Here is a 26,380-nt window from a genome sequence, read left to right as displayed (position 1 = left end):
CGACATGGAAGTAGCTCAGGCGTAGAAGCGGATGCTAATTGTCATAAGTCAAACACATCATAGACGCACTATACAGAATAGGATGCCTGACCTACCCTATCTGAATCAGGTCACTCCTATCGCGACCCTGCAGTAGATACGCGATATCTAACTCTTACACCAGGGAGCGAAGCCATGTGCCAGACAAAACATTCCATTCCCTTGATCCTCACGGGTTTTTTCCTGATATCCTGCTTATGGCCCCTATATGCCAATGCCTGGACCGACGACATCACCGAGACGGCCTATGTCAATACCGTCTGCGAACTGACACCTGAAGCGCAGTGTTCCTGGGCCATTCTAATCGATCTGGAAGCCCCGGGGGTGGATATGCATGAGTCTTCCCTTGCATCCGCCCGTCTCGACAGATCGAATTTCGAGCGAGCCAACTTCTCACGCTCGATATTTCAACTGGCCAATCTCAAGGACACCAATCTCATGCTGAGCAATTTGGAGCACGCACACATGCACGGCGTCAATCTGCAGAACGCCAACCTGATGTTTGCCAATCTGAGCGGCGCCAGTCTTTTCGATGCTGACTTGAGCGGAGCAGATCTGCGGGGAGCGAATCTGGTAGGGGCCATCCTGATAAAAGCCAAACTCGATGGCGCAACCTGGACTGATGGCCACGTCTGCGCAGAGGGCTCTATTGGTGAATGCAAATAGCTTAATCGTAGCGGCATAAATCACTTCGGCTCAACATTCAGGGTCAGGCCCTTTCGACTCTCATCGATTGAGCCTGTCGGATCACCGCGGAGTGGCAACCATGGAGACTTCCTGCGCCGGCTTCAAGGTATGCGCAGCCCACCTGATCAAGCGAAATCCCGATTCGCCAAACCCCAGCCGTTGCGCCCAATTGGCCGCAAAGCGATCGTAGCCAAAACGGCGCACGCCGCTTGAAGCGATTTCGAATCCACAATCATTCACCAGATTACCCAATGTCTGTACATTCCATGCGTACAGATGATGGTTGGGTTCCTGCGGATCGTATTTCCGATAGCGCTTCTCTTTTTCATAGGGAACGAACAACAGCAGCTTGCCATCATCTTTCAGCAAGCGGCGTATTTCCGCCAATACGTCAATCGGTACAGGGACGTGTTCAAGCACATGGTGACAAACCATCACATCCACTGAGTGGTCCGACAGGGTGGAAGTATCAGAGATGAACTCGATACCCTGCCTTTTCAGCATGGGCTCCAGATGCTGCGCCAGATCGAATCCCAGACGTTTGTGGCAATTCAGCTTGGCCATATTCCAGCCAAAGCCGACACCATACTCCATCACCACATCGGACGATCTGACCTGCGGTGCGATCTTCTCATATCTGAGCTGGGCTACCCAGGGAAAGGCATCGTCCGGAATTTCGCGTTTCTTGCCATGATACTCGCGGCCCTGGTCACCCTGATAACGCTCTTTGATTCGATCTTCTGTATTCATCTAACAGCCTGGCGACTCCTCCATCAATTTAAATAACTATACCATGGCCACTCTCCGATACTCGGGACAAGTAGGATTGCGGCAATCCGTCACCCACCGAAAATACCAATGATATTTACAATTGCCCCTACTAGGTCGCTCGATCTTTGTAGGCTTGCAACTCGGCAAACCGACCCCATATGCTGTAGATCACTGAGATTTTTCGTTGAAAGCCGCTCACAATCGAATTGATACGACATAAAATTAAGAAGCTAACCGCAAATAGACGCCAATCATCCCTATTATAAAAGGCAAATCCTTTACCACTGTGGGTATTTTGGTAGATGTCCGCAGATTAAACATTATATTGATTTGTGATATTTAACGGTGACAAGCGCTTATTTAACGCCAATCTTTCATTCTGTTGTAGATTGATTTCAAAGGGCAATAAATCATAAAGGTACCGGCATGCAGGAAGAAGAAAACAACCAAGCAGAGATTATCGAGGTTCTGAGCGGCAATACACTGGCACGGTCCAACGAGGTACTGCCAAACCTGATTCATCTGCTGCCTGTTTCGGCAAGACCGTTCTTTCCTGGTCAGGCGGTACCTTTACTGATGGAGCAAGCCCATTGGGAGGAGACCATGGACGCGGTGATGGCCTCACCCCACAATCTCCTCGGCGTGGTCCTGTCCGATGCGGAGACCGCTGAAAGCGCCACACCCGAGAGTTTCAAGACCATAGGAACCGTTTGCCGCGTGCATCGGGTGCAACGGTCAGATAACCGGTTACAGGTGCTTGTGGAGTGTCTGCAGCGTTTTCGTATCGACGAGATCGTGCGCCCCGAGACACCGTTCACCGCCCAAATCGAATATTTGCCGGAACCCGCCAGCGATAGCAAAGAGATCAAGCCTTACGCAGTCGCAATCATCAATACCATCAAGGAGCTGCTGCCCCTGAATCCGCTCTATGCGGAAGAGCTGCGCATGTTCCTGGACCGCTTTGGACCGGATGATCCGTCCCACCTGACCGATTTCGCCGCCAGTCTCACCACATCGGATAAGTTTCAGTTGCAGGCGGTACTGGAGAGTATCGAACTCCTGCCCCGCATGGAGAAGGTGCTTGAACTGCTGCACCGGGAACTCGAGGTGGTCAAGGCCCAGGCATCGATCCGCAAGACCGTTGAAGAGCGGATGGAGAAGCAGCAGCGGGAATTTCTGCTGCGTGAGCAGTTGAAGGCGATCCAGCAGGAGCTGGGGATAGAGAAGGACGACCGCACGGCAGAGCTGGATAAGTTCCGCGAACGCATAGAGAAACTGACTCTGACCGAACAGGCCCAGGCCCGGGTCGAAGAGGAGATGGACAAGCTTGCGGTGCTCGAGCCCGGCTCACCGGAATACTCGGTCACCCGTAACTATCTGGACTGGATCACCCTGCTGCCCTGGGGTGTCCATTCAAAGGACAAGCTCGATCTGCAGTTCGCCCGCAAGACCCTGGATAAGGATCACTACGGCCTTGAGGACGTAAAGGAGCGCATCCTGGAATTTCTCGCTCTCGGCATCATGAAGGGTGAGATAGCGGGTTCGATCATCCTGCTGGTGGGCCCACCCGGGGTCGGCAAAACCTCCATCGGTCACTCCATTGCGGAAGCCCTTGGGCGGAAGTTCTACCGTTTTTCGGTGGGCGGCATACGAGACGAGGCGGAGATCAAAGGCCATCGCCGCACCTATATCGGTGCCATGCCGGGCAAATTTCTGCAGGCGATGAAGGATGCAGGGACCGAGAATCCGGTAATCATGCTCGACGAGATCGACAAGATCGGGGCCTCCTATCACGGCGATCCGGCCTCTGCGTTGCTGGAAGTGCTCGACCCCGAACAGAACAGCGACTTCCTCGACCACTATCTGGATCTGCGCTTCGACCTTTCGAAAGTGCTCTTCATCTGCACCGCCAATCAACTCGATACCATTCCAAGACCCCTGCTCGACCGAATGGAGACGATCTCGCTCTCTGGCTATATCGCCAGTGAGAAGCTGCAGATCGCCAGAAAATACCTGTTGCCTCGCCAGCTGAAACGTGCGGGATTGAAGCGCAGTGACCTGAAACTCAACAGCAGCATCCTGCGCGCCATTATCGAAGGGTATGCGCGGGATGCCGGTGTGCGCCGACTGGAGAAGCAGATCGGAAAGATCGTTCGCAAGGCGGTAGTACGCATCCTCGAGGGAGGAAAAAAGCCGATCGAGGTAAAACTGGACAATCTGAAGGATTACCTGGGTGGCCCCGTTTTCAAGGATGAGCGCAATCTGAGCGGTGCAGGGGTGGTCACCGGCCTGGCCTGGACCGCCATGGGCGGCGCTACGCTCAATATCGAGGCCGTCGCCACTCATGAATTCAATCGCGGCTTCAAGCTCACCGGCCAGCTGGGCGATGTGATGCGCGAATCGGCCGAGATCGCCTACGGTTACATCGTCAGCCATGCGGCAGAGTTCGGTGCGGAACAGGCGTTCTTCGAAAAGGCCTTCATCCATCTCCATGTGCCAGCGGGAGCCACCCCCAAAGACGGCCCCTCCGCCGGCATTACCATGGCCTCGGCACTGCTCTCCCTGGCGAGGAACAAACCGGTCCGCAATATAGCCATGACCGGTGAGCTGACCTTGACCGGACAGGTCTTCCCGGTGGGCGGTATCCGTGAAAAGGTGATCGCCGCGCGTCGTGCCGGTATTCGGGAACTCATCATGCCGGAAGATAACCGTAGCGACTATGAGGAGGTGCCCGAACATATTCGCAAAGGACTCAAAGTCCATTTCGCCTCGGTCTTCGAAGACGTGGTGCCGCTGCTGTTTCGCGGTAAAAAGTGAATGGCCTTTTCTGTGCGGCAAGGGATATGGAAAATCGTCATTGATACACATCAAGGTGGCATATCGATCAGCGGATTAGGGTACGCCTGAAAATCGATTCGAGGTAGACAAGACATGGGATTGATCCCTCTCGGCGAACGTCCCGCGCCATCCACGCCACCATCGGGATGGGCGCCATTCGCATTGGGTTTTCGCCCCTTCTTTGCCCTGGCCGGACTATCCGGACTGATATTAATGGTCCTGTGGATCGGTTTTTGGCACGCTGGCAAGGCGCCCCCCTCTGCCTATTTCACGACCATCGACTGGCACAGCCATGAGATGCTGTTCGGATTCACCCTTGCCATCATCGCCGGTTTTCTCCTCACTGCAGTGCGAAACTGGACAGGCATCGACACCCCGACCGGGAAACCGTTGGCACTACTGGCGTTGCTGTGGTTGCTGGCCAGGTTACTACCGTTCGTCCCCTCTATCCCTTCATGGCTGGTCGCACTGACCGACCTGCTGTTCATCCCGGCATTGATCTACGCCCTCTATACACCACTGACGAGGGCTGAGAATCGCATCAATCGACTCTTCCTCCCCTTGCTGGCGGCGATGGCTTTGGCCAACCTACTTTACCATTTACAGGGACTCGGAGTGACCTCCACGGGACCGCGGGGACTTACCCTGATGCTCAATCTGATTCTGCTGCTGATTTTCGTCGGCGGAAGAGTGTTGCCCTTTTTCACCGAAAAGGCGGTCAACGGCGCAGCTCCCCGGTTCAACAAGCAACGGGAGCAGTTTGTCTATGCTGTCTTCATCCTCTGGACTCTGGGAGAGCTGCTGCTCCCCCAATCAGGGTTACTGTTTCCTCTTGCGTTTGGCGTGGCGGCCACCCAGGCCTGGCGTCTCGCCGACTGGTACCACCCCGGTATATGGCGGCGGCCGATCCTGTGGGTGTTGTTCAGTGGACTGTTCTGGCTCTCACTCGGCTATTTTCTAAAGGGCTTGGCCCTGCTGGATCTGTTCCCCGCCAATCTCGCCATCCATGCCCTCACGGCAGGCGCCATTGGTGTCTTCACCCTGGGTATGATGGCCAGAGTCGCTCTGGGACATACCGGCAGGGAGATCGAACCCAGCAAACTCATCACCATTACATTCATCCTGATCAACCTTGCCGTGATCATAAGGGTATTCCTGCCGGTGACAGGACTACTCGGGTACGAAACCTGTATCGACCTATCAGGCTCCCTGTGGGCACTCTGTTATCTGCTCTTTGTTCTGACCTACCTGCCGATCCTGGCACGTCCGCGGATTGACGGACGTCCCGGCTAATTCTCAGGTTATCTGGCGAATCGCCACTAAAATAGTCTGGCGCTATCAAAAGTAACCATGTGATAGATTATTAGTTATTGAATATTTTAGTAATTACTAATATTCTTTCGCTCCATAAGTGACGCAGTAAATACTTTACAACTTTTGCAAACACAAACTGAGGAAAAACTCATGTCCAAAATCGTAAAAATCGCAGCCGCTGCTGCTCTGATCGCCGCTTCTGCTTCTGCTTCTGCATGGTGGGGCAATCCTTGGAATAACGGCTGGGGTAACGGCAATGATTTCATGGGTGACGGATTCGGTGACGGAGACTTCTCTTTCAACATGAGCGGTAGCGCTCGTGGCGCAGGCAACGGTTACGGCCGTGGCTACAACAACTACTACAACCGTCCTTACTACGGTTACGCGCCTTACGGTTACGCCCCTTACGGCGCTCCGGTTGCTCCTTACGGCGCACCTGTCGCTCCTCAGGCCGCTGCTCCTGAAGCCAAGTAATCGGCTTTTAGCCGGCTTGTAAGTCCTGTAACAAGGACTCGAACACAAAAGCGGACTTCATGTCCGCTTTTGTGTTTTATAGGCGCAGATACGCTTCGCTTGGACAGTAACACCCCTCACCCCTGTCGATGGTGAACCGCTAATTTCAAGCTTTACATCTTACCTAACCGCTCAAAAATCCTTTGATTGCAATCCCGGTTCAGTAAACGGATCGGATCTGCCCTTTCATTACAGATCCCAATGCGGATCACTACCCAACTGGTCCTGGCTATTGGTTATGTATCGATAGGGTTCGCCCTGTTTGACCGCCGCCAGGGAATCCTTGAGCGATTCATCGAGATAGTAACCGTACAGCTCGATTGTATTGACCCCAAGCATGCGTTTATGCACTTCCTTGCCTTGGTGGTCCAGAAACAGCAGGGTAGGGGTTACCCAGATGTTGTAGCGCGAGGCGATACTGCCCGGATCGACACTTTTACCTTCAAAGTTGATCACCTCATCGCCCACGTCGATAAGCAGCTCACTGATGACGACCCTCTCATCGTAGTCCCCGCTGATTAACATAGGATTCAATATCTCACGCTTGAGCTTATGGCAGAACGGACAATGGTCCTGTGAGACCATCAGCAGTATCGGTACCTTGTCAGCCCGGGCCTTGTTCGCCAAATCGGTGAAATCGCGCACCACTGTGACTTTTCTGCCTTCCCAATCGGCCCAGCTCTGATCAGCGATCAGGCATCCAACGATGATAAGAATCAGCCACCGCGACATGATCGGTCAAGGATCAGAGGGGCGCTAACAGGCCCTAGAACGGGATATCATCATCAAAGTCATTATCCGGCACTGAGGTGGGTGCCGATTGCTGGGGTCTGGAAGCAGCCTGAGCCTGCGGAGCATCGAATGAGGCTGTCCCGCCACGGCTGTCGAGCATCTGCATCTCGCTGGCCACGATTTCTGTGGTGTAGCGGTCCTGTCCGTCCTGCCCCTGCCATTTGCGGGTACGCAGGCTCCCCTCCACGTAGACTTTCGATCCTTTCTTCAGATACTCGCCGGCTATCTCGCCCAGGCGGTTGAAGAAGACCACCCGGTGCCACTCGGTGCGCTCCTGCTGTTCACCGGTATTCTTGTCCTTCCAGCTCTCAGAGGTCGCCAGGGTCACGTTGGTGACGGCGCCGCCGCTGGGCATATAGCGGGTCTCCGGGTCCTTGCCCAGGTTGCCAATCAGGATTACTTTATTGATTCCTCGAGCCATTGGTAGTTCTCCAGTAGTGTTGCCGCCCCTTCCGTTGGGGTCTTGATTCTGAATCAGAGGTGAAGTCTACCCTTGCACGGCATATCCATCTAGGACTTCTTGATCGACCCGCTTCAAATCAACCTTGAGATAGGCGACCCGATCCTCCGGTATGACGACCGCCTCGGCGACACCGTCGAGATTTTTCAGCTCCCCTTCCAACAGAAAGGCCTGATCCTCGTCCAGCAATCCCACCGGTATCAGGTAGTTACTCAGGTAGTCGGGCTCAGACATACCCCAAGCCACCAGCAGCCAGATCGCGGCCATGGCCGCACAGAGCAGGAAGGTGCCGTCGATCCCGTAGCGGGTATGAAACCAGCCACCCAGGGCGCCGCCCAAAAACGCGCCGATGAATTGTGAACTGGAATAGACTCCCATGGCGGTTCCCTTGCGTTCGCCGGGGGCAATCTTCGCCACCAGTGAGGGGAGTGTCGCTTCCAGCAGATTGAACGCGGTAAAGAAGATCAGCAGACCCAGGACCATCCCCGCAAGCGAATCGTGATAACCGAACATCAGCATCGACGCGCCGACCAGGGCCGCCACACCGCCAATGAATACCGGGCGCATGCGACGACGACTCTCCGCCAGGATCACGAAGGGTATCATGGCCGCCATCGACAACAGCATCACCGGCAGATAGACCCAGGTGTGTGCGTTCTCCTCCACCAAGGCCTGCAGTGCAAGCGGATAGGCGAGAAACATGGCGGTCAGAGACATGTGCAGTGTCATAATGCCGAAGTCGAGACGCAACAGCTCCGGTTCCCGCAGGACCTTACCGAACTGTCCCGGCACCGCTTCGGCATCCCGGTGCACATGGCTCTCTGCCGGGGCGGGCACGACATGCGCGACAATGACGATCCCGCCCAGCGCCAACACTGCCGTCAACCAGAAGATACCCGGTACGCCGATCAAACTGTTGAGGATCGGACCCATCACCATCGACGCCGCGAATGCAATCCCGATACTGATGCCCAGGATCGCCATGATCCGCAGGCGACGCTGTTCCCGGCTGAGATCTGCAGCCAAAGCCATGATGACCGCCGCAATGGCGCCGCTGCCCTGCAGGGCACGCCCGAGGATGATGCCGTAGATGGTCTCGGCGCTGGCCGCCACCGCACTGCCCACGGCAAATATCAGCAGTCCGGCAATCAATACCGGTTTACGCCCGATCCTGTCCGACAACATGCCGAAGGGGATCTGCAACAGCGCCTGGGTCAAGCCGTAGATGCCGATGGCGAGTCCGACCAGCAACGGTGTGACATCGGGCAGCTCCTCAGCATAGATGGCGAATACCGGCAGGATCATGAACAGACCCAGCATGCGCAGAAAAAAGAGTGCGGAGAGGGAGTAGGCGGCTTGTCGTTCTACCGCATTCAATCCAGTATCGTTACCACGCCCACTTCTCATCAAAACTTTGCTTTGCCTGTGAAATAAAGGAGGGCGTATAGTATCAGGTTCGCTCAATTCAATGCAGTACTACCTCAATAAGTTTATGGACACCGCCTATATCCGTTTCTTATTCATGTTGTGCAAAAAAAAAAACGGGGCCAGAAGGCCCCGTTACCCATCAACTTATCGTCCCGGACGATATAAATTGTTATGTCGCCCCCCGCCCGGCAATCCTTAACCGCGCCGTCACCTCAAGACATCCTTGTTCGACGCATCTCAGGGGCGATGATTTATCTACTGAGCTGGTTAGAATTTATGAATCAAGCCACCATAGAGGGCGGTCTCTTCATAATCTGACTCATCCTCTTCATATAGCGTGTAGCCAGCATGCAGTTTAGTCTTCTTGCTCAGGGCATGTTCATACCCCAGGCCCCACTGGCTGACGTCGTTGCCCTCACTACCGTCAGACACCTTGACAGCAGGACTGATCGGCGCCTTGCCGACCGGCGCATCACCCGACAGGTACTGAGCCTTGATCTTGCCATTGCCGCCAACCTTGACATTGCCGCTCAACCCGTACGCATCGGCATCCTCACCGGCACCGTCCATGTCGACGCTGCTGAACATGACGCCGGCTTGCCACATGCCGCCCTTCCAGATCAAGGTACCACGTATCAGAGAGGGGTCGGCCTCAGATACGATGCCAAGATCGTAGCTGTTGTAGGCCAGTGAGGCATAGAGCGGCCCATTGCTGTAGATACCGGCGAGCGAGATGTGATCGAACAGACCAACCAGTGCGTCATCGTCACCGGGATTGGCGCCGTCACCCAGCTCACCGGCGATTGCTGCGCCGACGAAAGACAAACCGCCCATCGATGGGGATACGTAGGCGATGACGTTGTCGACCCGATCCTCGCCCGGGATCACAGTCTTGATATCACCCGCCACATCGCCGAACTGATCGAACTTGCCCTGGGACATCTTCAGCGGTGTGTCGTGACGACCCAGGAGAACCGTACCGAACCCCCCGGCCAGTCCGGCATACTGGTTTCGGTCGCCGAGGCCATCGCCATCATCGTGGTTTATCTTGAATTCGAACTTGTAGACAGCCTTCAGGCCGCCACCCAGGTCTTCGCTACCTTTAACACCGACGCGGGAGTCGATGCTGTCGACACTCCAGACATCATCATCATTGGTACCGTCATCTTCAGAGGTGTTCTGGATAACCATATGGGCCTTGCCATACAGTGTTGCATCAGCCATGGCAGCAACAGGCGCTACCAGCGTGGCGGCAATCGCCAGTGAGAGAATTTTTTTCATTGGATACTCCGTGAACGGAAACAGACAATAGCTTCGAGCGCGTATTCTCATGAATTGAAGTTAAGGGAATACTATCCCTTTATTGCGATTCAGCTACAGTTCGCGGGCAAGTCTTATTAAACACGTTTCGCACAATCCAGCAGGCGTCATACAGTCTAATATTCAACCGCGGCTTGAAGCCCACAGCACGTCAGCTGATAAACGAATCGAACCGTAACCTCGCCGCATGGCCGCCAGCGAATCATCAACCGCTTTGTCAGGCAATCGGATGATTGCGTATACTATTAGGTTGGTTCAATTCAATGCTGTACTACCTCATCAAGAATATGGACACCATCAGTATTCGCGGCGCCCGCACCCACAACCTGCAAAACGTCGATCTCGAGCTGCCGCGGGACAAGCTTATTGTCTTCACCGGACTCTCCGGTTCGGGTAAATCATCACTCGCCTTCGATACCATCTACGCCGAGGGCCAGCGCCGCTATGTGGAGTCGCTCTCCGCCTATGCGCGGCAGTTCCTGTCATTGATGGAGAAACCCGACGTGGACCATATCGAGGGACTCTCGCCAGCGATCTCTATCGAACAGAAGAGCACCTCCCACAATCCACGTTCCACCGTCGGCACCATCACGGAGGTCTATGACTATCTGCGTCTGCTGTTCGCCCGGGTGGGGACGCCCCGCTGCCCCGAGCACGACACCACCCTGGAGGCACAGAGCATCAGTCAGATGGTCGACCAGGTGCTGGCGCTGCCCGAGGGCGAACGCATGATGCTGCTGGCGCCGGTGGTGCAGGAGCGAAAAGGCGAACACCACAAGCTATTGCAAGAGCTGCATGCCCAGGGCTATATCCGGGCACGCATCGACGGTGAAGTGTTCGAACTCGATGATGCCCCCACTCTGGAGCTGCACAAGAAGCACACAATTGAGGTTGTGGTCGATCGATTCAAGATACGTGAGGATCTCGCCACCCGTCTGGCGGAGTCCTTTGAGACCGCGCTCAACCTGGCCGATGGGCTGGTGCGGGTGGCCTGGATGGACGGCAGCCAACCGGAGCTGCTCTTCTCTTCCCGTTTTGCCTGTCCCCATTGCGGCTATAGCCTGACCGAGCTGGAGCCCAGGCTGTTCTCCTTCAACAACCCGGTCGGCGCCTGCCCCACCTGTGACGGCCTCGGAGTGGAACAGTTTTTCGACCCGGCAAAGGTGGTTGCCCACCCGGAACTCTCTCTGGCCGGTGGCGCGGTGCGTAGCTGGGACCGGCGCAACGCCTACTATTTTCAGATGATCACATCCCTTGGGCGTCATTGCGGTTTCGATCCTGAAACCCCCTGGGAGACCCTGACGAAAAAGGTACAGAAGATCATTCTGCAAGGTAGCGGCCGCGAAACGATTGAGTTCAGCTACTACAATGAACGAGGGCGTTCGGTGAAAAAGCGCCACCCCTTCGAAGGGATCATCCCCAACATGGAACGGCGCTACCGGGATACCGAGTCCAACGCGGTACGCGAGGAGCTCTCCCGCTATATCTCCAGCCAATCCTGTCCCGATTGCGCCGGCACCCGACTGACCCAGGCGGCGCGGCATGTCTTCATCGACAGGCACAACCTCCCCCAGATCACCTGCATGCCCATCGGTCTGGCCAAGCACACTCTTTCGTCCCTAAAACTGCCAGGGAAGCGGGGCAAGATCGCCCAGAAGATCCTCAAGGAGATCGATCAGCGGCTCCATTTTCTGGTCAATGTGGGGCTTGATTACCTGACCCTCGACCGCAGCGCGGAAACCCTCTCCGGGGGCGAGGCCCAGCGCATCCGCCTGGCCAGTCAGATCGGTGCCGGCCTGGTCGGCGTCATGTATGTGCTTGATGAACCCTCCATCGGCCTGCATCAGCGTGACAATCAACGTCTTCTCGACACCCTGACCTACTTGCGGGATCTGGGCAATACGGTGATCGTTGTGGAGCATGACGAAGAGGCGATCCGCAGCGCCGACCACGTGGTGGATATCGGCCCGGGAGCCGGGATCCATGGCGGTCGCATCATCGCTCAAGGCACCTCTGACGAGATTGCCAAAAGTAAATACTCACTGACCGGAGAGTACCTCAGCGGCAAACGTATCATCGACACACCGGCTTACACCAACGCGATCGATCCGGCACGCAACCTGGAGCTTCTCGGCGCTAGCGGCAATAATCTCAAGACGGTAGATCTGGCGATTCCGGTAGGCAGTTTCTGCTGCATCACAGGCGTGTCGGGCTCCGGCAAATCAACCCTGATCAACGACACCCTCTACCCGATCTGCGCCGCCGCCCTGAACAAGGCCAACACCTCCCCCGCACCCTACAGTGAAATACGCGGGCTCGATCATTTCGACAAGGTGGTGGACATCGACCAGAGCCCCATCGGCCGTACCCCCCGCTCCAATCCCGCCACCTACACTGGGCTTTTCACCCCGATCAGGGAGCTCTTCGCCGGCACCCACGAAGCCCGCTCCAGGGGCTATACACCAGGGCGTTTCAGTTTCAATGTCAAGGGCGGGCGCTGCGAGGCCTGCAGCGGCGATGGGGTGATCAAGGTGGAGATGCACTTCCTGCCCGACATCTATGTGCAGTGCGATGTCTGCAAGGGCAAACGCTACAATCGTGAAACCCTGGAGATCCGCTACAAGGGTAAAAGCATAGACCAGGTGTTGGGGATGACTGTGGAGGAGGCACTGGCCTTCTTCGATGCGGTGCCGGCAATCAAACGCAAACTGCAGACCCTGATGGATGTGGGACTCTCCTACATCTCCCTGGGACAGAACGCCACTACACTCTCCGGGGGTGAGGCGCAACGGGTCAAGCTATCCCGAGAGCTCTCCAAGCGGGACACCGGGAAGACCCTCTACATCCTCGACGAACCGACCACCGGACTCCACTTCCACGACGTCAACCATCTGCTGGAGGTGCTGCATCGATTGCGTAACCACGGCAATACCGTTGTGGTGATAGAGCATAACCTGGATGTTGTGAAGACCGCTGACTGGATCATCGACCTGGGACCCGAGGGTGGTGACCGGGGTGGTGAAATCGTGGCCCAGGGAACACCCCTGCAACTTGCGGACAACGCTGACTCGCACACGGGGTGTTATCTGAAAAAACTCAAAAAATAGACGGTTGAGAAGAGTCAGTCTCAGTGCCATCCCTGCAGTGCACGCCGAATAGTGTCACTGAATTGCTCGATGCGGACTGTATTCAAGTTCTCACTCTTGTAGAGGCAAAGATAGGTAAGTTTGCTCCTCTTGGCGCAGGTTCCCAGTAAAGCATGTTTGATTACCCGCCTCACCGGTTGCCGCAACAACAGCCGGTCCACCCACCAGGGCGAACCCAAAGTTGTAATCACAAGTACCCGCCTCAAGCGGTCCAAACGCGGTTTGATCGGACCGAAATCACTGGCATGATCATAAGCGAAGCCAGGCGCCCAGACCCGGTCAAACCAACCCTTCAGTATGGCGGGAAAACCGAACCACCAGGTTGGAAACAAAAGTACCAGTCCTTCCGCTTCGCACAAACGCTCCAGCTGTTCTGTAATATCCGATATGTGATAGCTGCCGCTGTAGTAGCTGGCTCGTTCGTCCACTGTCAGCGCCGGATCGAAGCCCTGGCCATAGAGGTCTTCCGTCGAAATCTCATGCCCCATATCCTTCAACTGAGCGATCACCTGGCGGGCAAACTGCTGGCAGAGACTCTCAGCCAATGGATGAGCCGTAACAACTAGGCACTTCATGCGCTTTTCCCGGTCCTACTATCTACTGTGCGGATTTGATTATACGTGTCCCAATTTTGATTCCTATATTTTTACCGGTTGAAACATGACAAAACAGTACGATTTAATCGCCATCGGCGCGGGCAGTGGTGGACTCTCGGTGGCGGAACGCGCCGCCAAGTACGGCGCCAAGTGCGCGGTTGTCGAAGCCAAGCGGATCGGCGGCACCTGCGTCAACCTGGGATGCGTGCCGAAGAAGGTGATGTGGTATGGCGCCGGGATCGCCCATACCCTGCATGACGCCGCGGATTACGGTTTCGACATCGATGTCAAAGGCTTCTCCTGGGAGACCCTGAAGCGGCAGCGTGACGACTATGTGGGAGGGATCAACAGCTGGTATCACACCTATCTGAAAGACTCCGATATCGATGAAATCACCGGTTATGCCCGCTTTGCTGACGCCCATACACTGGATGTGGATGGTGAGCAGCTAAGCGCAGATCATATTGTCATCGCATCCGGCTCCTACCCGGTGGTCCCGTCTGTGCCGGGCGCCGAATACGGCATCACCTCGGATGGTTTTTTTGCCTTGGAAGCGTTGCCGCAACGGGTTGCGGTTGTCGGCAGCGGCTATATCGCGGTTGAAATCGCCGGTCTGCTCAACGCAATGGGCGCGGATGTCACAATGCTGTTACGTGGCGAACAGTTGCTGCGACCATTCGACGCCATGCTGCGTGAGTGCTTGATGGAGGAGATGATCAGTGCCGGCATCAATATCGTCACCTCATCCCGGATCGGTGAAGTGAGAAAAGCGGCGAATGGGAAGCTGGACCTGATCTGTGCCGATACCGGGCAAAGCATAGGCCGTTTCGACCAGCTATTATGGGCGATCGGCCGGGCACCCGCGAGTAGCGGCCTGGATCTGGCCAATGCCTTCGTCACCACGGACGAAGCAGGCTACATCCCCACCGACGCCTTTCAAAACACCAATGTTCCCAATATCTATGCGGTCGGGGATGTCACCGGCCGGGCTCAGCTTACCCCGGTGGCCATCGCCGCCGCCAGGCGACTGGCCGACCGGCTTTTCGGCGGTATGTCTGAGCGCAGGCTCGACTATGAAGTGATCCCTACCGTGGTATTCTCTCACCCGCCCATTGCAACAGTTGGCCTGACCGAGTCCGAGGCAAGGGAGATCCATGGCGATGCGGTCAAGATCTATCAATCCCGCTTCACACCGATGTATCACGCCTTTACCCGACACCAGAGCAAAATGGCCATGAAGCTGGTTACCGTCGGCGCGCGGGAAAAGGTTATCGGTTGTCACGTCATCGGCACCGGAGCGGATGAGATGCTACAGGGCTTCGCGGTAGCGATCAGGATGGGTGCCACCAAGCTGGATCTCGATGACACAATAGCCATTCATCCCACTGCTGCGGAAGAATTAGTGACCATGCGTTGAAAGGAGTGACGATGGCAGAGCGGATTGCCTCACTCACGCCGCTTGGCCAATACCAGGGCGTCATAGAGCATGATGATCACTCCGACAGTGATTGCAGAATCGGCTACATTGAAAGCGGGAAAGTAGTGTTGCTGATAGTGAAAATGGAGAAAATCGATGACTTGGCCGAACAGAATCCGGTCGATGACGTTGCCGATGGCGCCGCCGATGATCAGGGAGAGGGCCACGGCGACCCACAGCTCATCCCGCTTCAGACGCCATAGCCATCCCACCAACACGATACAGACGACGATCGCCAGGACAATGAAGAACCAGCGCTGCCAGCCACCCTGGTCGCTGAGAAAGCTGAACGCCGCCCCCTTGTTATAGAGCAGGGTCAGATCGAAAAAAGGCAGCACACTGACCGATTCGTAGAGGGTCAGAGTGGACTCGGCCAACTGCTTGGTCGATTGATCCAGTAGGATCACCAACAGTGATAGCCATAACCAGCGTGTCATCCTGTCACTCCTCCCAGGCCGACTCAGGCAAAGTGGCGAGGTTCACCATCACCATCCACATTCTCGACACAGCGACCGCAGAGCTGCGGGTGTTCCGCATTGGATCCCACATCCTCTCGATGGTGCCAGCAGCGGACACACTTTTCATGACTCGACGCGGCGATGCTTACGGCAAGTTTCAACTCCTCATCAACTACCGCATCCGCCGGCTTCTCCTCAAAACCGGATACCCGGGCATGGGAGGTGATCAGCACAAAGCGTAGCTCATCCTCGAGCTTGTCCAAATCCGCCTTCAGTTCGTCGGAACAGTAGATATCGACATCGGCATCGAGAGAAGAGTTGCCCGCGGCGCGAAACGACTCCATCGCCTTGCCCACACTCTCCCTGACCGCGATGACCCGGCGCCAATAGTCGCGATCGAAACGGTCGTCGGCATCGAGGGGGAACAGATCGCCATACCACTGTTCGAGGAAGACACTCTCGCCACGCTCCCCCGGCATGGACTGCCAGATCTCGTCTGCTGTAAAACTCAGGATAGGCGCCAGCCAGCGGGCCATTGCCTCGATGATATGATACATGGCCGTCTGACAGGAGCGGCGCGGCAGGCTGTCCGCCTGGGTGGTGTACTGCCGGTCCTTGATGATATCGAGATAGAATCCGCCCAGCTCATTGACGCAGAAGTTGTGGATCTTCTGGTAGATGAGGTGAAACTGGTAGTTGGCGTAAGCGGCGACAATCTCCTGCTGCAGTTGCAGGGTACGATCCACCACCCAGCGGTCGAGTTCGATCATCTGCTCCGCTGCAACCTTGTTCTGAGCAGGATCGAAACCGTTGAGGTTGGATAACAGAAACCGCGCCGTGTTGCGGATACGCCGGTAGGCATCCGCGGTGCGTTTGAGGATCTCATCCGAGACACTCATTTCGTTGCGGTAGTCGGTTGCCGCCACCCAAAGACGAATGATGTCGGCACCCAGTGTCTTGAGCACCTTTTGCGGCGCCACCACATTGCCCAGGGATTTGGACATCTTGCGCCCCTCGGCATCCACGGTAAAACCATGGGTCAGCACTTCTTTATAGGGCGCGCAATCATTCATGGCCACCGAACTCATGAGCGAGGATTGAAACCAACCACGGTGTTGGTCGGAACCCTCAAGATAGAGATCAGCGGGAAAGTGCAGTCCCTCCCGTGCATCCAGTACACAGTGGTGCGATACACCGGAATCGAACCAGACGTCGAGGGTATCGGTGACCTTTTCATAGGCCTCTGCCCGGTCACCCAACAGGGTCTCGGGGGAGAGTTTGAACCACGCCTCGAACCCCTCGTCCTCAACCAATTTCGCGACCTGTTCGATCAGCTCCGGGGTCTGCGGATGGAGTTCGCCATCCTGTTTGTTGATGAACAGCGTGATGGGAACCCCCCAGGTCCGCTGTCGGGAGATACACCAGTCGGGGCGATTCTCCACCATGCCTTTGATCCGCGCATGCCCCCAGTCCGGCATCCATGTCACTTTGTCTATCTCGCGCAGTGCGGCCTGGCGCAGGCCATTCTGATCCATGCCGATGAACCATTGTGGTGTGGCGCGGAAGATAATCGGCGTCTTGTGTCGCCAGCAGTGAGGGTAGCTGTGGCGCAACCGCTCCTCGTGCATCAGGGCACCGCGCTGTTTCAGGACATCGATCACCTTCTCGTTGGCCGCCAGGACATGTTCACCGGCAAACAACTGGGTACCCTCGACGAAGCAGCCATTGCTCCCTACCGGGTTGTCCACCGGCAGATCGTAGCGAACGCCCACCATATAGTCTTCCAGGCCGTGGCCGGGGGCAGTATGTACCGCACCTGTACCGGCTTCAAGGGTGACATGTTCACCCAGTATCACCGGCACCTGTCGATCGTAGAAGGGGTGCTGCAGCTGCAAACCCTCGAATGCCTCACCCTTGGCATAACCCACCACCCGATAGTGCTCCACGCCATATCGATCCATGACATCCTGGAGCATCGCCTCGGCGATCACCATTCGTTCCTTACCGTGCCTGCCCTGGAACTCCACCAAGGCGTATTCGAGGGACGGATTCAACGCCACTGCCTGGTTGGCGGGCAGGGTCCAGGGTGTGGTGGTCCAGATCACCATCGAGATCGGCCCCTCGCCACACCCCTCGGGATTGTGGTGACAACGGGAGACCAGGTCAGTTTCATCGATGACGTAGAAGCGCACATCGATGGCGAAAGAGTCCTTATCCTGATACTCCACCTCGGCCTCGGCCAGCGCGGAACCGCAATCGGTACACCAGTGAACCGGCTTATAGCCCTTCTGTACATGGTTGTTGGCGACGATCCTGCCGAGGGAACGGATGATGTCGGCCTCGAATTGATGATCCATGGTCAGATAGGGATTATCCCAGTCACCCAACACCCCGAGACGTTTGAAGTCCTCCCGCTGCCCCTCTACCTGCTTGGCGGCATACTCACGACACGCCTTACGGAATTGCCCTGTGGTCACCTTCTTGCCGGGTTTGCCAATCTTCTTCTCCACCTGCAATTCAATCGGCAAACCATGACAATCCCAACCCGGTAAATAGGGGGCATCGTAACCATCCAGGGTACGGCTTTTTACAATCATATCCTTGAGGATCTTGTTGACTGCGTGGCCGATATGGATCTCTCCGTTGGCATAGGGCGGTCCATCGTGAAGGATAAAACTGGGCCGACCGGCGCTGACTTCGCGAATCCGGTTATAGAGCTCATTCTGCTGCCACCTTTTCAGCATTTCAGGCTCGCGTTGAGCCAGATTGCCTCGCATCGGGAAATCGGTTTTTGGGAGATTGAGGGTTTGCTTGTAATCGCTCACTGCCGGCTGCCTGTTGTGGGTGCGAAAAAATAGCGTATTGAAACTCAAAATCGCGCTTGGCGCAAAATTTCCCGGCTCAACTACAACTGTTTCTGTCCGGTAAGCACTTCAACCTTTGCAGGCTCCAGGTGTTTGTCTTTCATAATAGCGGCAGGTAAACCGCGTAAGGCCAGTCAACACAGGAATGTGCTGTCGGGGCGTTGAAGAAAGAGAAGCATCTGGCGCCGGCTGTCGAAGTGACGCACGCTGAAGAAATGCTCGGGTGTTAGTTTACAGTAGAAACGGATGAAATCGTCACTGAAAACAGCTAATTCATGCCAAAACAACCAAAAGCCCATCACAGTTGCATGCGTACACCGTGTTAATCGCCGGTACCGCTCAGGGATTGTCGGCCACAGCCAATATCTCTCTGGCCCGTTCCGCATCCCGCCATATCTGCTGCCGCAGCAACTCGAAGGATTCAAATCGTTGTTCATCCCTCAGTTTTTGCACGAACTCCACGCTGACGTGTTCGCCATAGACATCCTGATTGAAATCGAATAGGTGTACTTCCAACAGGTAGCGGTTATCCCCTTCCACCATGGGTCGATTGCCGATATTGGCCACGCCTGGCAGATCCTTGTCGCCTATCCCCTCAACTTTAACCGCATAGACCCCATGCAGCGGACTCACCAGACGATGCATGTTGATATTCATGGTGGGAAAACCGATTGTGCGCCCCCGCTTATTTCCATGCGCCACCCGCCCGCATAGCCGGTAGGGTCTGCCCAGGCACTGGGCGGCGCCATTCAGGTCGCCGAGGGTGAGAAGTTCTCTGATCCGAGTGCTGCTGACACGATCCGCATCCACTTTATAGGTGTTCATGTTCTCAACTTCAAAACCGTGCTCCTTCCCCATGTTCCGTAAAAGATCGAAATCACCCTCGCGGCCCCGACCAAAACGGAAATCGTCACCGACCGAGAGAAAACGCGTCCCCAATCCCTCCACCAGCAACTCCCTGACAAAGGCCTCAGCCGGCATGCCCGCCAATCGCTTGTTGAACTCCAGCACCACCACCCGCTGCACACCGGTCTCCTGAATCGCCTGCAGCTTTTCCCGCATGCGTGTAAGCCTGGCCGGCGCGGAGGCTGCCTGAAAAAACTCACGGGGCTGGGGCTCGAATGTGACGACCGTGGTGGGCAGATCGAGTTCCGTTCCCATTTCCATGAGGTGGCGGAAGACCGATTGATGGCCCAGGTGAACACCATCGAAATTACCGATAGTGGCCACACAGCCATGATGATCAGGTTTCAGATTGTGAAGTCCACGAACTATTTGCATTGATTAACCGCCCAAACTCGAGCGGTCAATTATAGGGCCTGTAGAGAAATTGGGCATCCCCGATTGGAAAAATGCTCATGCCGCGCATCGCGGGTGAAATTACAGCTGCTAAAAAACGCCTGCCAGGACAACTCATTGCCCTGACAGACAACACGCACCCATTCATCTGCTCTCAGGTGTCTGGTCAACACGCCACTCGGCATAGCGATCATGATTGAACACCATGTCTCCACCTGGTGCGCCCTGATGACAAGCGACACAACCCTTTGCCATCCCTTATCCAACGCGTCCCGCCAAGCTGACACCTTTGGGACTCTTTAACACCGATCCGTCCGGTGGGTGCTTGACCCAAAACCAATCCTTGATAGCGGCATCGAATCCTAACCTTCTTACATCACGGTAAGGGTGCAGAGATTGTCGTCCCTTTACCGGTCAATTCTGCTGCGCTTATACCTCTCCGGATGTCGTGGCATGATCAAAGTCAGGGCGTTGCCGTCGAAAAGGATGTCCCCATTATCTCATTATCCGACACTGCGAGTTGGGGATGGGACTGATCACGATTGTGTATCGCACCCAGAACAGGTGATCCCAACAAGCCCAGCGTGATCTGCAATGACAGTAAACGCACAACTTGCGGGGACATACTCCTCTCCAACTTGACCGGTAGAGATGCCCACTGCACCTCGATACTGATCTATACGCGTGAGAGAAGTCTATAGATTCATTTTTTTATCCTGATTTAACAGTTCCCCGAGTATCTCGTTTGGGTTGAACATTCAGAGTTTTTATCCTGTTCTTCAAAACTCAATAGATTGATAGGCAAATGGAATATGCAAAATCAAGCTCTATCGTTCTACACTGCGGAAATGGCCGGGACGGGCGCCAAGGAGAAACAGTGTCAGAAAGTAGACCATGATGGCTGAAGCAATCAGCCCGGCAAGCCACCATACCCTTGAGGTACCGGAACCCGCCAGCCATTCGCTGATATCCCCTGCCCCCCACCAGATAAAGATCCCCATGGCCAATGAGGCCAACAGGACTCGCAATAGCAATGCCGCCCAACCCGCCGCTGGGGAATAGATCCGTCCTATTATCAGCGCCCGAAAGAGCAGATAGGCGTTCAATCCGGAAGAGATTGTGGTCGCCAATGCCAATCCGGCATGGGCCAGGGGGAATACCAGTATGATATTCAACACCATATTTACGCTCATGGCGATTACACCGATCCGCACCGGTGTCTTGGTATCCTGGCGGCCATAAAAACCGGGGGCGAGGACCTTGATCAACATGATCGCCATCAACCCCGGGGCATAGGCCATCAGACTCCTTGTCGCCATCTCCACATCGTGATGATCGAAGGCATCGGAAAAGAAGAGTGTGGCCAACATCGGTCCTGCCAGTAGAAACAGACCTACCGCGGCCGGGAGCCCGAACAGGATATTCAGTCGCAAAGCCCAATCAAGGGTGCGGGAGAAGGCCTGTGGCGAGTTTTCGGCATGCCGTCGTGAGAGTGTGGGCAGAATAACCGTACCCAGGGCCACACCCAGCACCCCCACAGGAAACTCCATCAAGCGATCCGAATAGTAGAGCCAAGAGATACTGCCACTGACGAGAAAGGATGCAATCAGGGTGTCGAGCAACAGGTTGATCTGACTGACAGAGACACCGAACAGTGCAGGTACCATCAGACGCATGACACGCACCACACCCGGGTCCTTGAATCCCACTCTGGGTCTCGGAAACAGCTTAACCCGCCAGAGGAACGGCAACTGAAACATAAACTGTACAATACCTGCTATCAGCACCCCCCAGGCCAGCGCCACAATCGGCCTCTCCATCATAGGGGAAAGCCAGATAGCACAGCCTATCAGGGAGAGGTTCAACAGCACCGGCGTAAAGGCCGGCACCCAGAAGCGGTTATAGGTATTGAGAATACTGCCGGCGAAGGCGGTCATGGTGATAAAGAAGAGATAGGGGAAGGTCAGGGTGAGCATCTCAACAGTCAGCTCATATTTACCCTCACTCTCATTCCAGAATCCCGGCGCAAATATCATTACCAGGATCGGTGCCGCGACCACCCCGACCAGGGATACCAGCAGAACAACCAGCCCCAGTGAGCCCGCCATACGATCGGTGAATGTCTGAAGCTCCAGCTTGTTCCGCTTGGTCCGGTATTCGGTCAGTATGGGCACGAACGCCACTGAAAAAGAGCCTTCCGCAAACAGTCTGCGCAGGAAATTAGGGATTTTAAAGGCGACAAAGAAAGCATCGGTGGCTGCACTGGCGCCGAACCAATGGGCGAACACCAGGTCCCGTACAAACCCGAGTATGCGTGACAGCATCGTATGGCTGCCCACTGCGGTAAAGGCGCGAAAAAACGAGGCCAGGATAGGGTCCTTCTAAATTGTGTGAAAGAAACGATTCGCCTATCTGCGGAGCAAATCGGTTTCAACCCCCCGGCGAACACCAGCGCGCCTCACCGAGAGGCCAATCCAATGCCCGACTTGGGCAATCCAGATGCCTGAATGCACCCGCAGAGGCGACCATACCAGCAGAACAGAAAAGGATCAAAGATGTTGACACGGTGGAGAATATTAGGGAGAATTCGCCCCCTTTAAAAAGCTAGTTTCATCCCAGGAGAGAACCTTGGCCAACTCAGCCCAAGCACGAAAACGCGCCCGCCAGGCCGACAAAAGGCGTAGCCGGAACCAGGCACAGCGCAGCGAAATGCGTACCCATATCAAGCGGGTAATCAAACAGATCGCAGCGGGATCCAAAGAGGGCGCCGAAGAGGCCTACAAACAGGCTGTACCGGCGATCGACAGCGCTGTCAGCAAAGGTCTAGTCCATAAAAACAAGGCAGCACGCCATAAAAGCCGCCTGAATGTCCAGATCAAGGCCATGTGAACAAACACTGAATCAGAAAAAAACCGGCCACTGGCCGGTTTTTTTTGCCCGGCATATCGGCAGCCGCCGGATGCAGAATCGATTGTTATTCTGCCCCTCTGCGCCGATCCAGCAACAACAAGCCAATTACACCGCAACCCAATAACCAGAACGCGCCAGGCAGCGGTACGGGCGCCACGAGGTCATCGCCAGTGAAATCCTGGGTCCAGTAGGCATGTAGCGGAAAGGATATCTCACCGTGATCCCCCAAGATAGGGATTGTATCGTCCGGCTCCCAGAAATAGCCGACCCCTATCTCGTCAAACAGGACGCTGAGAATGTTCTCCCGATGGCCGTGGCTGCCCATCCAGCCACCGTCTCTCTGGTTATTGGTGGTTTGCCTCATAAAATTATGCCAGGCATTCCACCCATCACCTGAGACGCCCATGCCCACATCATCCCAACTGATCCAACTCTCCTGTGAGTTGGCAAAAAAGAATGCGTTCAGCTCATCCAGCTCAGCTGTGCCGTACATGACACTCCGCGCGGCATCCAATGGCTGCATCTCGACGGCGGGCGGGGAGGTGCGTCCATGTCCCCCAGCGATATTCTCACCGCCGTATGTCCAGCCGATATGGCCGGCCTCCCTGATACGATCGACAAAGGTGGTGCCATTGCTGCCTGCCAGTGTTGTATGGCTAAAGAAATTATTGTCGGCCATTGACTGTGAGTGGCCCAGCGCCGAAGCATGGAGTTGTTCATTCTGAATCAGGTGAGGCAGATTGTTGATTGATCGCTGCTGGTTGACCAGATCAAATACAGCTGCCTCACGAGGTGACCAAACCGCAGCAATGGAGCCGATCGGCGTGGCAAGCCCTGTAATTAAGGACAAGCCTATACAGAATATGCGCCAACTTGATTTACGACTATCACACAATCCATAAATACAGTGTTCCATCTATCCCGCTCCTTGAGATCGTGTATATGGGATCCCTACTTATTAATAAACCATCATCATGCTGATTTCAGTACCTACATTGTGATCACTCTCATGGCGCCGGTAAAATCCAATTCCGTGATCACGCACACACTTCAATTCTTTGTAACCAAATTCTCAAACTGGCAGTTGTGATTCAGGTAAGTCTCTTTATTTCGAATGGATATACAGAAGAAGTTAATATCACCGCTTTGGCGGTGTCAATTCAAACATTGTTCAGCATTCGATTTCATTGAAACGACACTTGCTCGTCTCACAGCAAGACGAGATTATCCCGATGGATGAGCTCATCTTCATCCACATAGCCGAGCAGTTCTTCAATCCGATGACTGGGCTTACCCATGATCCGCAAGGTCTCCTGGGCATTGTAATTAACCAGGCCACGGGCTACCTCGCTACCGGCCCGATCGAGACAGACCACCACTTCACCGCGGGCAAAATCTCCATTCACTCTACTCACGCCGACGGCCAACAGACTGCTGCCTTGCTCACGCAGTACACGTACCGCGCCATCATCCAGGACAAGACTACCGCGTGGTTGTAGCTGACCGGCCAACCACCGTTTTCTTGCTGCCTGGGGTTCCTGCACCGGCACCAGCAGGGTACCCACCGTTTCGCCCCGACTGATCGCCTCCACAACCCTGTTGCGCAATCCGGAAGCGATCACTGTCCCGGTGCCCGAGCGGGCCGCCAGCCTGGCGGCCCGCACTTTCGTAACCATACCGCCAAGCCCGAGTCCACCGACACTCCCTCCTGCAACAGTATCGAGTTGAGGGTTATCGACCCGGGTCTCATGGATCAGACTGGCTGAAGGATTAAAGCGAGGATCCGCATCAAACAGACCCTCCTGATCGGTCAGTAAAACCAACAGATCCGCTTCAATCAGGTTCGCCACCAGGGCGGCCAAGGTGTCATTATCCCCAAAACGGAGTTCGTCGGTGGTCACGGTATCGTTTTCATTCACCACCGGTACGACGCCCAACTCGAGCAGGGTGCGCAGTGTCGAGCGTGCATTCAGGTAACGGGAACGATCATCGAGATCGTTACGGGTCAGGAGAATTTGTGCCGTGTGCAGTCCATACTTTTGAAAACAGGCTTCCCAGGCATGCACCAGGCCCATCTGGCCGATCGCTGCAGCCGCCTGCAACTCATTCAAATTATGTGGACGGTTACTCCAGCCCATACGACTCATACCTTCCGCAACGGCACCCGATGAGACCAATAAAATCTCATGCCCCGCATGCCGCAGGGCCGCCATCTGCTCGACCCAGCCGGCGAGCACACCGTGGGAGATCCCTTTACCGTCAGCGGTAAGCAGCGCACTGCCGATCTTTATCACCCAGCGCTTGGAAGTCGCGATCTTTTCCCGGGAAATCATCAATCTGTCACCGTTAAATTCTATGCATCCGCTCTCAACCCTCTGTCAACTACGTAGAGGATCCCAGGGGCTATCTTCTCTCTCATCATCAATCGGCCTTTCATCCTGCCAAATAGTTTCCAGCCGCTGCATGAGAGCACCGATGAGATTTTTCACCCCCTCTCCTGTGACAGCAGAGATACCATATACAGGTCCCTCCCACTGAACCTCCTCGAGCAGCTCTCTACGCCGTTCCTGGAATATTTCATCAGGCAGTAGATCCTTTTTATTCAGTACCAACCATCGCTCCTTGTCCACAAGCTCAGCTGAATAACGTGACAACTCCTGTTCGATCTGCTTCACCTCGGCGGCACAATCCACACTGCTGTCCAGGGGAGCGATATCCACCAGGTGCAGTAACAGACGTGTGCGCGACAGATGCTTGAGAAACTGCAATCCCAAGCCGGCGCCCTCTGCCGCCCCCTCGATTACACCGGGTATATCCGCCACTACAAAACTGCGTTCGCTCCCCAGACTCACCACACCCAGATAGGGATAGAGGGTGGTAAAGGGGTAATCCGCCACCTTTGGCCGGGCACTGGAGATACGACTGATCAGACTCGATTTTCCGGCATTCGGCATCCCCAACAGGCCCACATCCGCCAACAGTATCAGTTCAAGATGGAGCTCCCGCCGATCCCCCGGCGTACCCTGTGTGAACTGCCTCGGGGTACGGTTTGTGCTGCTCTTGAAATGTACATTGCCGATCCCCCGTTCACCCCCTTTCGCCACCAGAAGCTGCTGCTGATGAGTCATCAACTCACCCAGCAGTTCGCCGGTCTCCTCATCCAGCACCCGTGTTCCCACTGGAACCCGTATAAACAGATCACCCCCTTTTCGCCCGCTACGCTCACGCCCCATGCCATTCTGTCCGCGTTCCGCCTTATGGGTTCGTTGGGTACGAAAATCAACCAGGGTGTTCAGGCCGCTGTCAGCGATCAGGTAGACGCTGCCGCCGTTGCCGCCGTCACCCCCGTCCGGCCCACCCTTGGGGATATATTTCTCACGGCGAAAACTGGCACAACCATCACCTCCGTCACCGGCTAGGACTTTAATTTTGGCTTCATCGACGAATTTCATGTTTCAGCTTACCTTC

General features: G+C 55.4%; 21 protein-coding genes. 7 read left to right on the top strand and 14 right to left on the bottom strand.

The features are described from left to right. Positions 1–174 precede the first annotated feature (174 nt). Positions 175–705: a pentapeptide repeat-containing protein gene (locus tag CODIS_RS10970; RefSeq protein ID WP_069124857.1), complete on the top strand. Its 531-nt coding sequence runs from the start codon at positions 175–177 to the stop codon at positions 703–705. Between the two features lie 81 nt (positions 706–786). On the opposite strand, the gene CODIS_RS10965 is transcribed toward CODIS_RS10970, so the two are convergent. Continuing rightward, positions 787–1,476 (bottom strand): class I SAM-dependent methyltransferase, encoded by a 690-nt coding sequence (locus CODIS_RS10965; RefSeq protein ID WP_069124856.1) that lies wholly within the window; start codon positions 1,474–1,476, stop codon positions 787–789. 447 nt (positions 1,477–1,923) lie between these two features. Here CODIS_RS10965 and lon point away from each other — a divergent pair, with 447 nt between their 5' ends. The 3 genes from lon (at position 1,924) to CODIS_RS10950 (ending at position 6,123) form a co-directional block, all read left to right on the top strand. After that, on the top strand, positions 1,924–4,314 hold the full coding sequence (gene lon / locus CODIS_RS10960; RefSeq protein WP_069124855.1) for an endopeptidase La: 2,391 nt from the start codon (positions 1,924–1,926) through the stop codon (positions 4,312–4,314). Between the two features lie 114 nt (positions 4,315–4,428). Continuing rightward, a complete protein-coding gene (locus CODIS_RS10955; protein ID WP_069124854.1) occupies positions 4,429–5,628 on the top strand; it encodes an NnrS family protein in 1,200 nt (399 codons plus the stop codon). Between the two features lie 171 nt (positions 5,629–5,799). Next, on the top strand, positions 5,800–6,123 hold the full coding sequence (locus tag CODIS_RS10950) for a sulfur globule family protein (RefSeq protein ID WP_069124853.1): 324 nt from the start codon (positions 5,800–5,802) through the stop codon (positions 6,121–6,123). 228 nt (positions 6,124–6,351) lie between these two features. On the opposite strand, the gene CODIS_RS10945 is transcribed toward CODIS_RS10950, so the two are convergent. From CODIS_RS10945 to CODIS_RS10930, 4 genes are all read right to left on the bottom strand, one after another. Continuing rightward, on the bottom strand, positions 6,352–6,894 hold the full coding sequence (locus CODIS_RS10945; protein WP_069124852.1) for a thioredoxin family protein: 543 nt from the start codon (positions 6,892–6,894) through the stop codon (positions 6,352–6,354). A gap of 34 nt (positions 6,895–6,928) precedes the next feature. Beyond that, complete coding sequence (gene ssb, locus CODIS_RS10940) at positions 6,929–7,375, bottom strand: single-stranded DNA-binding protein (protein ID WP_069124851.1); 447 nt, start codon at positions 7,373–7,375, stop codon at positions 6,929–6,931. A gap of 66 nt (positions 7,376–7,441) precedes the next feature. Then, complete coding sequence (locus CODIS_RS10935; RefSeq protein WP_069124850.1) at positions 7,442–8,821, bottom strand: MFS transporter; 1,380 nt, start codon at positions 8,819–8,821, stop codon at positions 7,442–7,444. Positions 8,822–9,109: 288 nt separating this feature from the next. Then, the gene (locus CODIS_RS10930; RefSeq protein WP_069124849.1) at positions 9,110–10,123 is read right to left on the bottom strand and encodes a porin; all 1,014 of its coding nucleotides are present in this window, start codon (positions 10,121–10,123) and stop codon (positions 9,110–9,112) included. 326 nt (positions 10,124–10,449) lie between these two features. Here CODIS_RS10930 and uvrA point away from each other — a divergent pair, with 326 nt between their 5' ends. Continuing rightward, positions 10,450–13,269: an excinuclease ABC subunit UvrA gene (gene uvrA, locus CODIS_RS10925; RefSeq protein WP_069124892.1), complete on the top strand. Its 2,820-nt coding sequence runs from the start codon at positions 10,450–10,452 to the stop codon at positions 13,267–13,269. Positions 13,270–13,289: 20 nt separating this feature from the next. On the opposite strand, the gene CODIS_RS10920 is transcribed toward uvrA, so the two are convergent. Continuing rightward, positions 13,290–13,883, bottom strand: a complete 594-nt coding sequence (locus CODIS_RS10920) for an NAD(P)H-dependent oxidoreductase (RefSeq protein WP_069124848.1) — start codon at positions 13,881–13,883, stop codon at positions 13,290–13,292. An 85-nt stretch (positions 13,884–13,968) separates the two neighbouring features. Here CODIS_RS10920 and gorA point away from each other — a divergent pair, with 85 nt between their 5' ends. Beyond that, positions 13,969–15,321: a glutathione-disulfide reductase gene (gene gorA, locus CODIS_RS10915; protein ID WP_069124847.1), complete on the top strand. Its 1,353-nt coding sequence runs from the start codon at positions 13,969–13,971 to the stop codon at positions 15,319–15,321. A gap of 29 nt (positions 15,322–15,350) precedes the next feature. Here gorA and lspA read toward each other — a convergent pair whose 3' ends face one another. The 5 genes from lspA to murJ all read right to left on the bottom strand — a co-directional run bounded on the left by lspA (position 15,351) and on the right by murJ (position 22,371). Next, entirely contained in the window at positions 15,351–15,818 is a 468-nt protein-coding gene (gene lspA / locus CODIS_RS10910; RefSeq protein WP_069124846.1) for a signal peptidase II, read from the bottom strand. Positions 15,819–15,841: 23 nt separating this feature from the next. Then, positions 15,842–18,664 carry an isoleucine--tRNA ligase gene (gene ileS, locus CODIS_RS10905; RefSeq protein ID WP_069124845.1) on the bottom strand — a complete coding sequence of 941 codons (2,823 nt, stop codon included), beginning with the start codon at positions 18,662–18,664 and terminating at the stop codon, positions 15,842–15,844. Positions 18,665–19,042: 378 nt separating this feature from the next. Beyond that, complete coding sequence (gene ribF / locus CODIS_RS10900; protein WP_069124844.1) at positions 19,043–19,984, bottom strand: bifunctional riboflavin kinase/FAD synthetase; 942 nt, start codon at positions 19,982–19,984, stop codon at positions 19,043–19,045. Positions 19,985–20,465: 481 nt separating this feature from the next. Next, positions 20,466–20,627 (bottom strand): hypothetical protein, encoded by a 162-nt coding sequence (locus tag CODIS_RS20955; protein WP_154723094.1) that lies wholly within the window; start codon positions 20,625–20,627, stop codon positions 20,466–20,468. 202 nt (positions 20,628–20,829) lie between these two features. Beyond that, complete coding sequence (murJ, locus tag CODIS_RS10895) at positions 20,830–22,371, bottom strand: murein biosynthesis integral membrane protein MurJ (protein ID WP_083220692.1); 1,542 nt, start codon at positions 22,369–22,371, stop codon at positions 20,830–20,832. 259 nt (positions 22,372–22,630) lie between these two features. On the opposite strand from murJ, the gene rpsT reads away from it, so the two are divergent. Then, entirely contained in the window at positions 22,631–22,891 is a 261-nt protein-coding gene (rpsT, locus tag CODIS_RS10890) for a 30S ribosomal protein S20 (RefSeq protein WP_069124842.1), read from the top strand. A gap of 85 nt (positions 22,892–22,976) precedes the next feature. On the opposite strand, the gene CODIS_RS10885 is transcribed toward rpsT, so the two are convergent. The 3 genes from CODIS_RS10885 to cgtA all read right to left on the bottom strand — a co-directional run bounded on the left by CODIS_RS10885 (position 22,977) and on the right by cgtA (position 26,364). After that, positions 22,977–23,828: a CAP domain-containing protein gene (locus tag CODIS_RS10885; protein WP_069124841.1), complete on the bottom strand. Its 852-nt coding sequence runs from the start codon at positions 23,826–23,828 to the stop codon at positions 22,977–22,979. Between the two features lie 292 nt (positions 23,829–24,120). Beyond that, positions 24,121–25,245, bottom strand: a complete 1,125-nt coding sequence (proB, locus tag CODIS_RS10880; RefSeq protein ID WP_069124840.1) for a glutamate 5-kinase — start codon at positions 25,243–25,245, stop codon at positions 24,121–24,123. Positions 25,246–25,290: 45 nt separating this feature from the next. Beyond that, positions 25,291–26,364: an Obg family GTPase CgtA gene (gene cgtA, locus CODIS_RS10875; RefSeq protein WP_069124839.1), complete on the bottom strand. Its 1,074-nt coding sequence runs from the start codon at positions 26,362–26,364 to the stop codon at positions 25,291–25,293. Positions 26,365–26,380 lie beyond the last annotated feature (16 nt).

The organism is Candidatus Thiodiazotropha endolucinida (genome assembly GCF_001715975.1).
Taxonomy (GTDB): Bacteria; Pseudomonadota; Gammaproteobacteria; order Chromatiales; family Chromatiaceae; genus Thiodiazotropha; species Thiodiazotropha endolucinida.
The sequence above is the reverse complement of the archived record's forward strand: the minus strand, read 5'-3'. Positions and strand labels throughout refer to the sequence as shown.

Bases quoted from the DNA above. Each gene is read 5' to 3' on its own strand.
- lon (WP_069124855.1), top strand. From the start codon at position 1,924: ATGCAGGAAGAAGAAAACAACCAAGCAGAGATTATCGAGGTTCTGAGC.
- CODIS_RS10970 (WP_069124857.1), top strand. From the start codon at position 175: ATGTGCCAGACAAAACATTCCATTCCCTTGATCCTCACGGGTTTTTTC.
- gorA (WP_069124847.1), top strand. From the start codon at position 13,969: ATGACAAAACAGTACGATTTAATCGCCATCGGCGCGGGCAGTGGTGGA.
- CODIS_RS10965 (WP_069124856.1), bottom strand. From the start codon at position 1,476: ATGAATACAGAAGATCGAATCAAAGAGCGTTATCAGGGTGACCAGGGC.
- ribF (WP_069124844.1), bottom strand. From the start codon at position 19,984: ATGCAAATAGTTCGTGGACTTCACAATCTGAAACCTGATCATCATGGC.
- CODIS_RS20955 (WP_154723094.1), bottom strand. From the start codon at position 20,627: ATGTCCCCGCAAGTTGTGCGTTTACTGTCATTGCAGATCACGCTGGGC.
- proB (WP_069124840.1), bottom strand. From the start codon at position 25,245: ATGATTTCCCGGGAAAAGATCGCGACTTCCAAGCGCTGGGTGATAAAG.
- uvrA (WP_069124892.1), top strand. From the start codon at position 10,450: ATGGACACCATCAGTATTCGCGGCGCCCGCACCCACAACCTGCAAAAC.
- CODIS_RS10950 (WP_069124853.1), top strand. From the start codon at position 5,800: ATGTCCAAAATCGTAAAAATCGCAGCCGCTGCTGCTCTGATCGCCGCT.
- CODIS_RS10935 (WP_069124850.1), bottom strand. From the start codon at position 8,821: ATGAGAAGTGGGCGTGGTAACGATACTGGATTGAATGCGGTAGAACGA.
- CODIS_RS10930 (WP_069124849.1), bottom strand. From the start codon at position 10,123: ATGAAAAAAATTCTCTCACTGGCGATTGCCGCCACGCTGGTAGCGCCT.
- CODIS_RS10885 (WP_069124841.1), bottom strand. From the start codon at position 23,828: ATGGAACACTGTATTTATGGATTGTGTGATAGTCGTAAATCAAGTTGG.
- CODIS_RS10955 (WP_069124854.1), top strand. From the start codon at position 4,429: ATGGGATTGATCCCTCTCGGCGAACGTCCCGCGCCATCCACGCCACCA.
- lspA (WP_069124846.1), bottom strand. From the start codon at position 15,818: ATGACACGCTGGTTATGGCTATCACTGTTGGTGATCCTACTGGATCAA.
- CODIS_RS10920 (WP_069124848.1), bottom strand. From the start codon at position 13,883: ATGAAGTGCCTAGTTGTTACGGCTCATCCATTGGCTGAGAGTCTCTGC.
- cgtA (WP_069124839.1), bottom strand. From the start codon at position 26,364: ATGAAATTCGTCGATGAAGCCAAAATTAAAGTCCTAGCCGGTGACGGA.
- ssb (WP_069124851.1), bottom strand. From the start codon at position 7,375: ATGGCTCGAGGAATCAATAAAGTAATCCTGATTGGCAACCTGGGCAAG.
- CODIS_RS10945 (WP_069124852.1), bottom strand. From the start codon at position 6,894: ATGTCGCGGTGGCTGATTCTTATCATCGTTGGATGCCTGATCGCTGAT.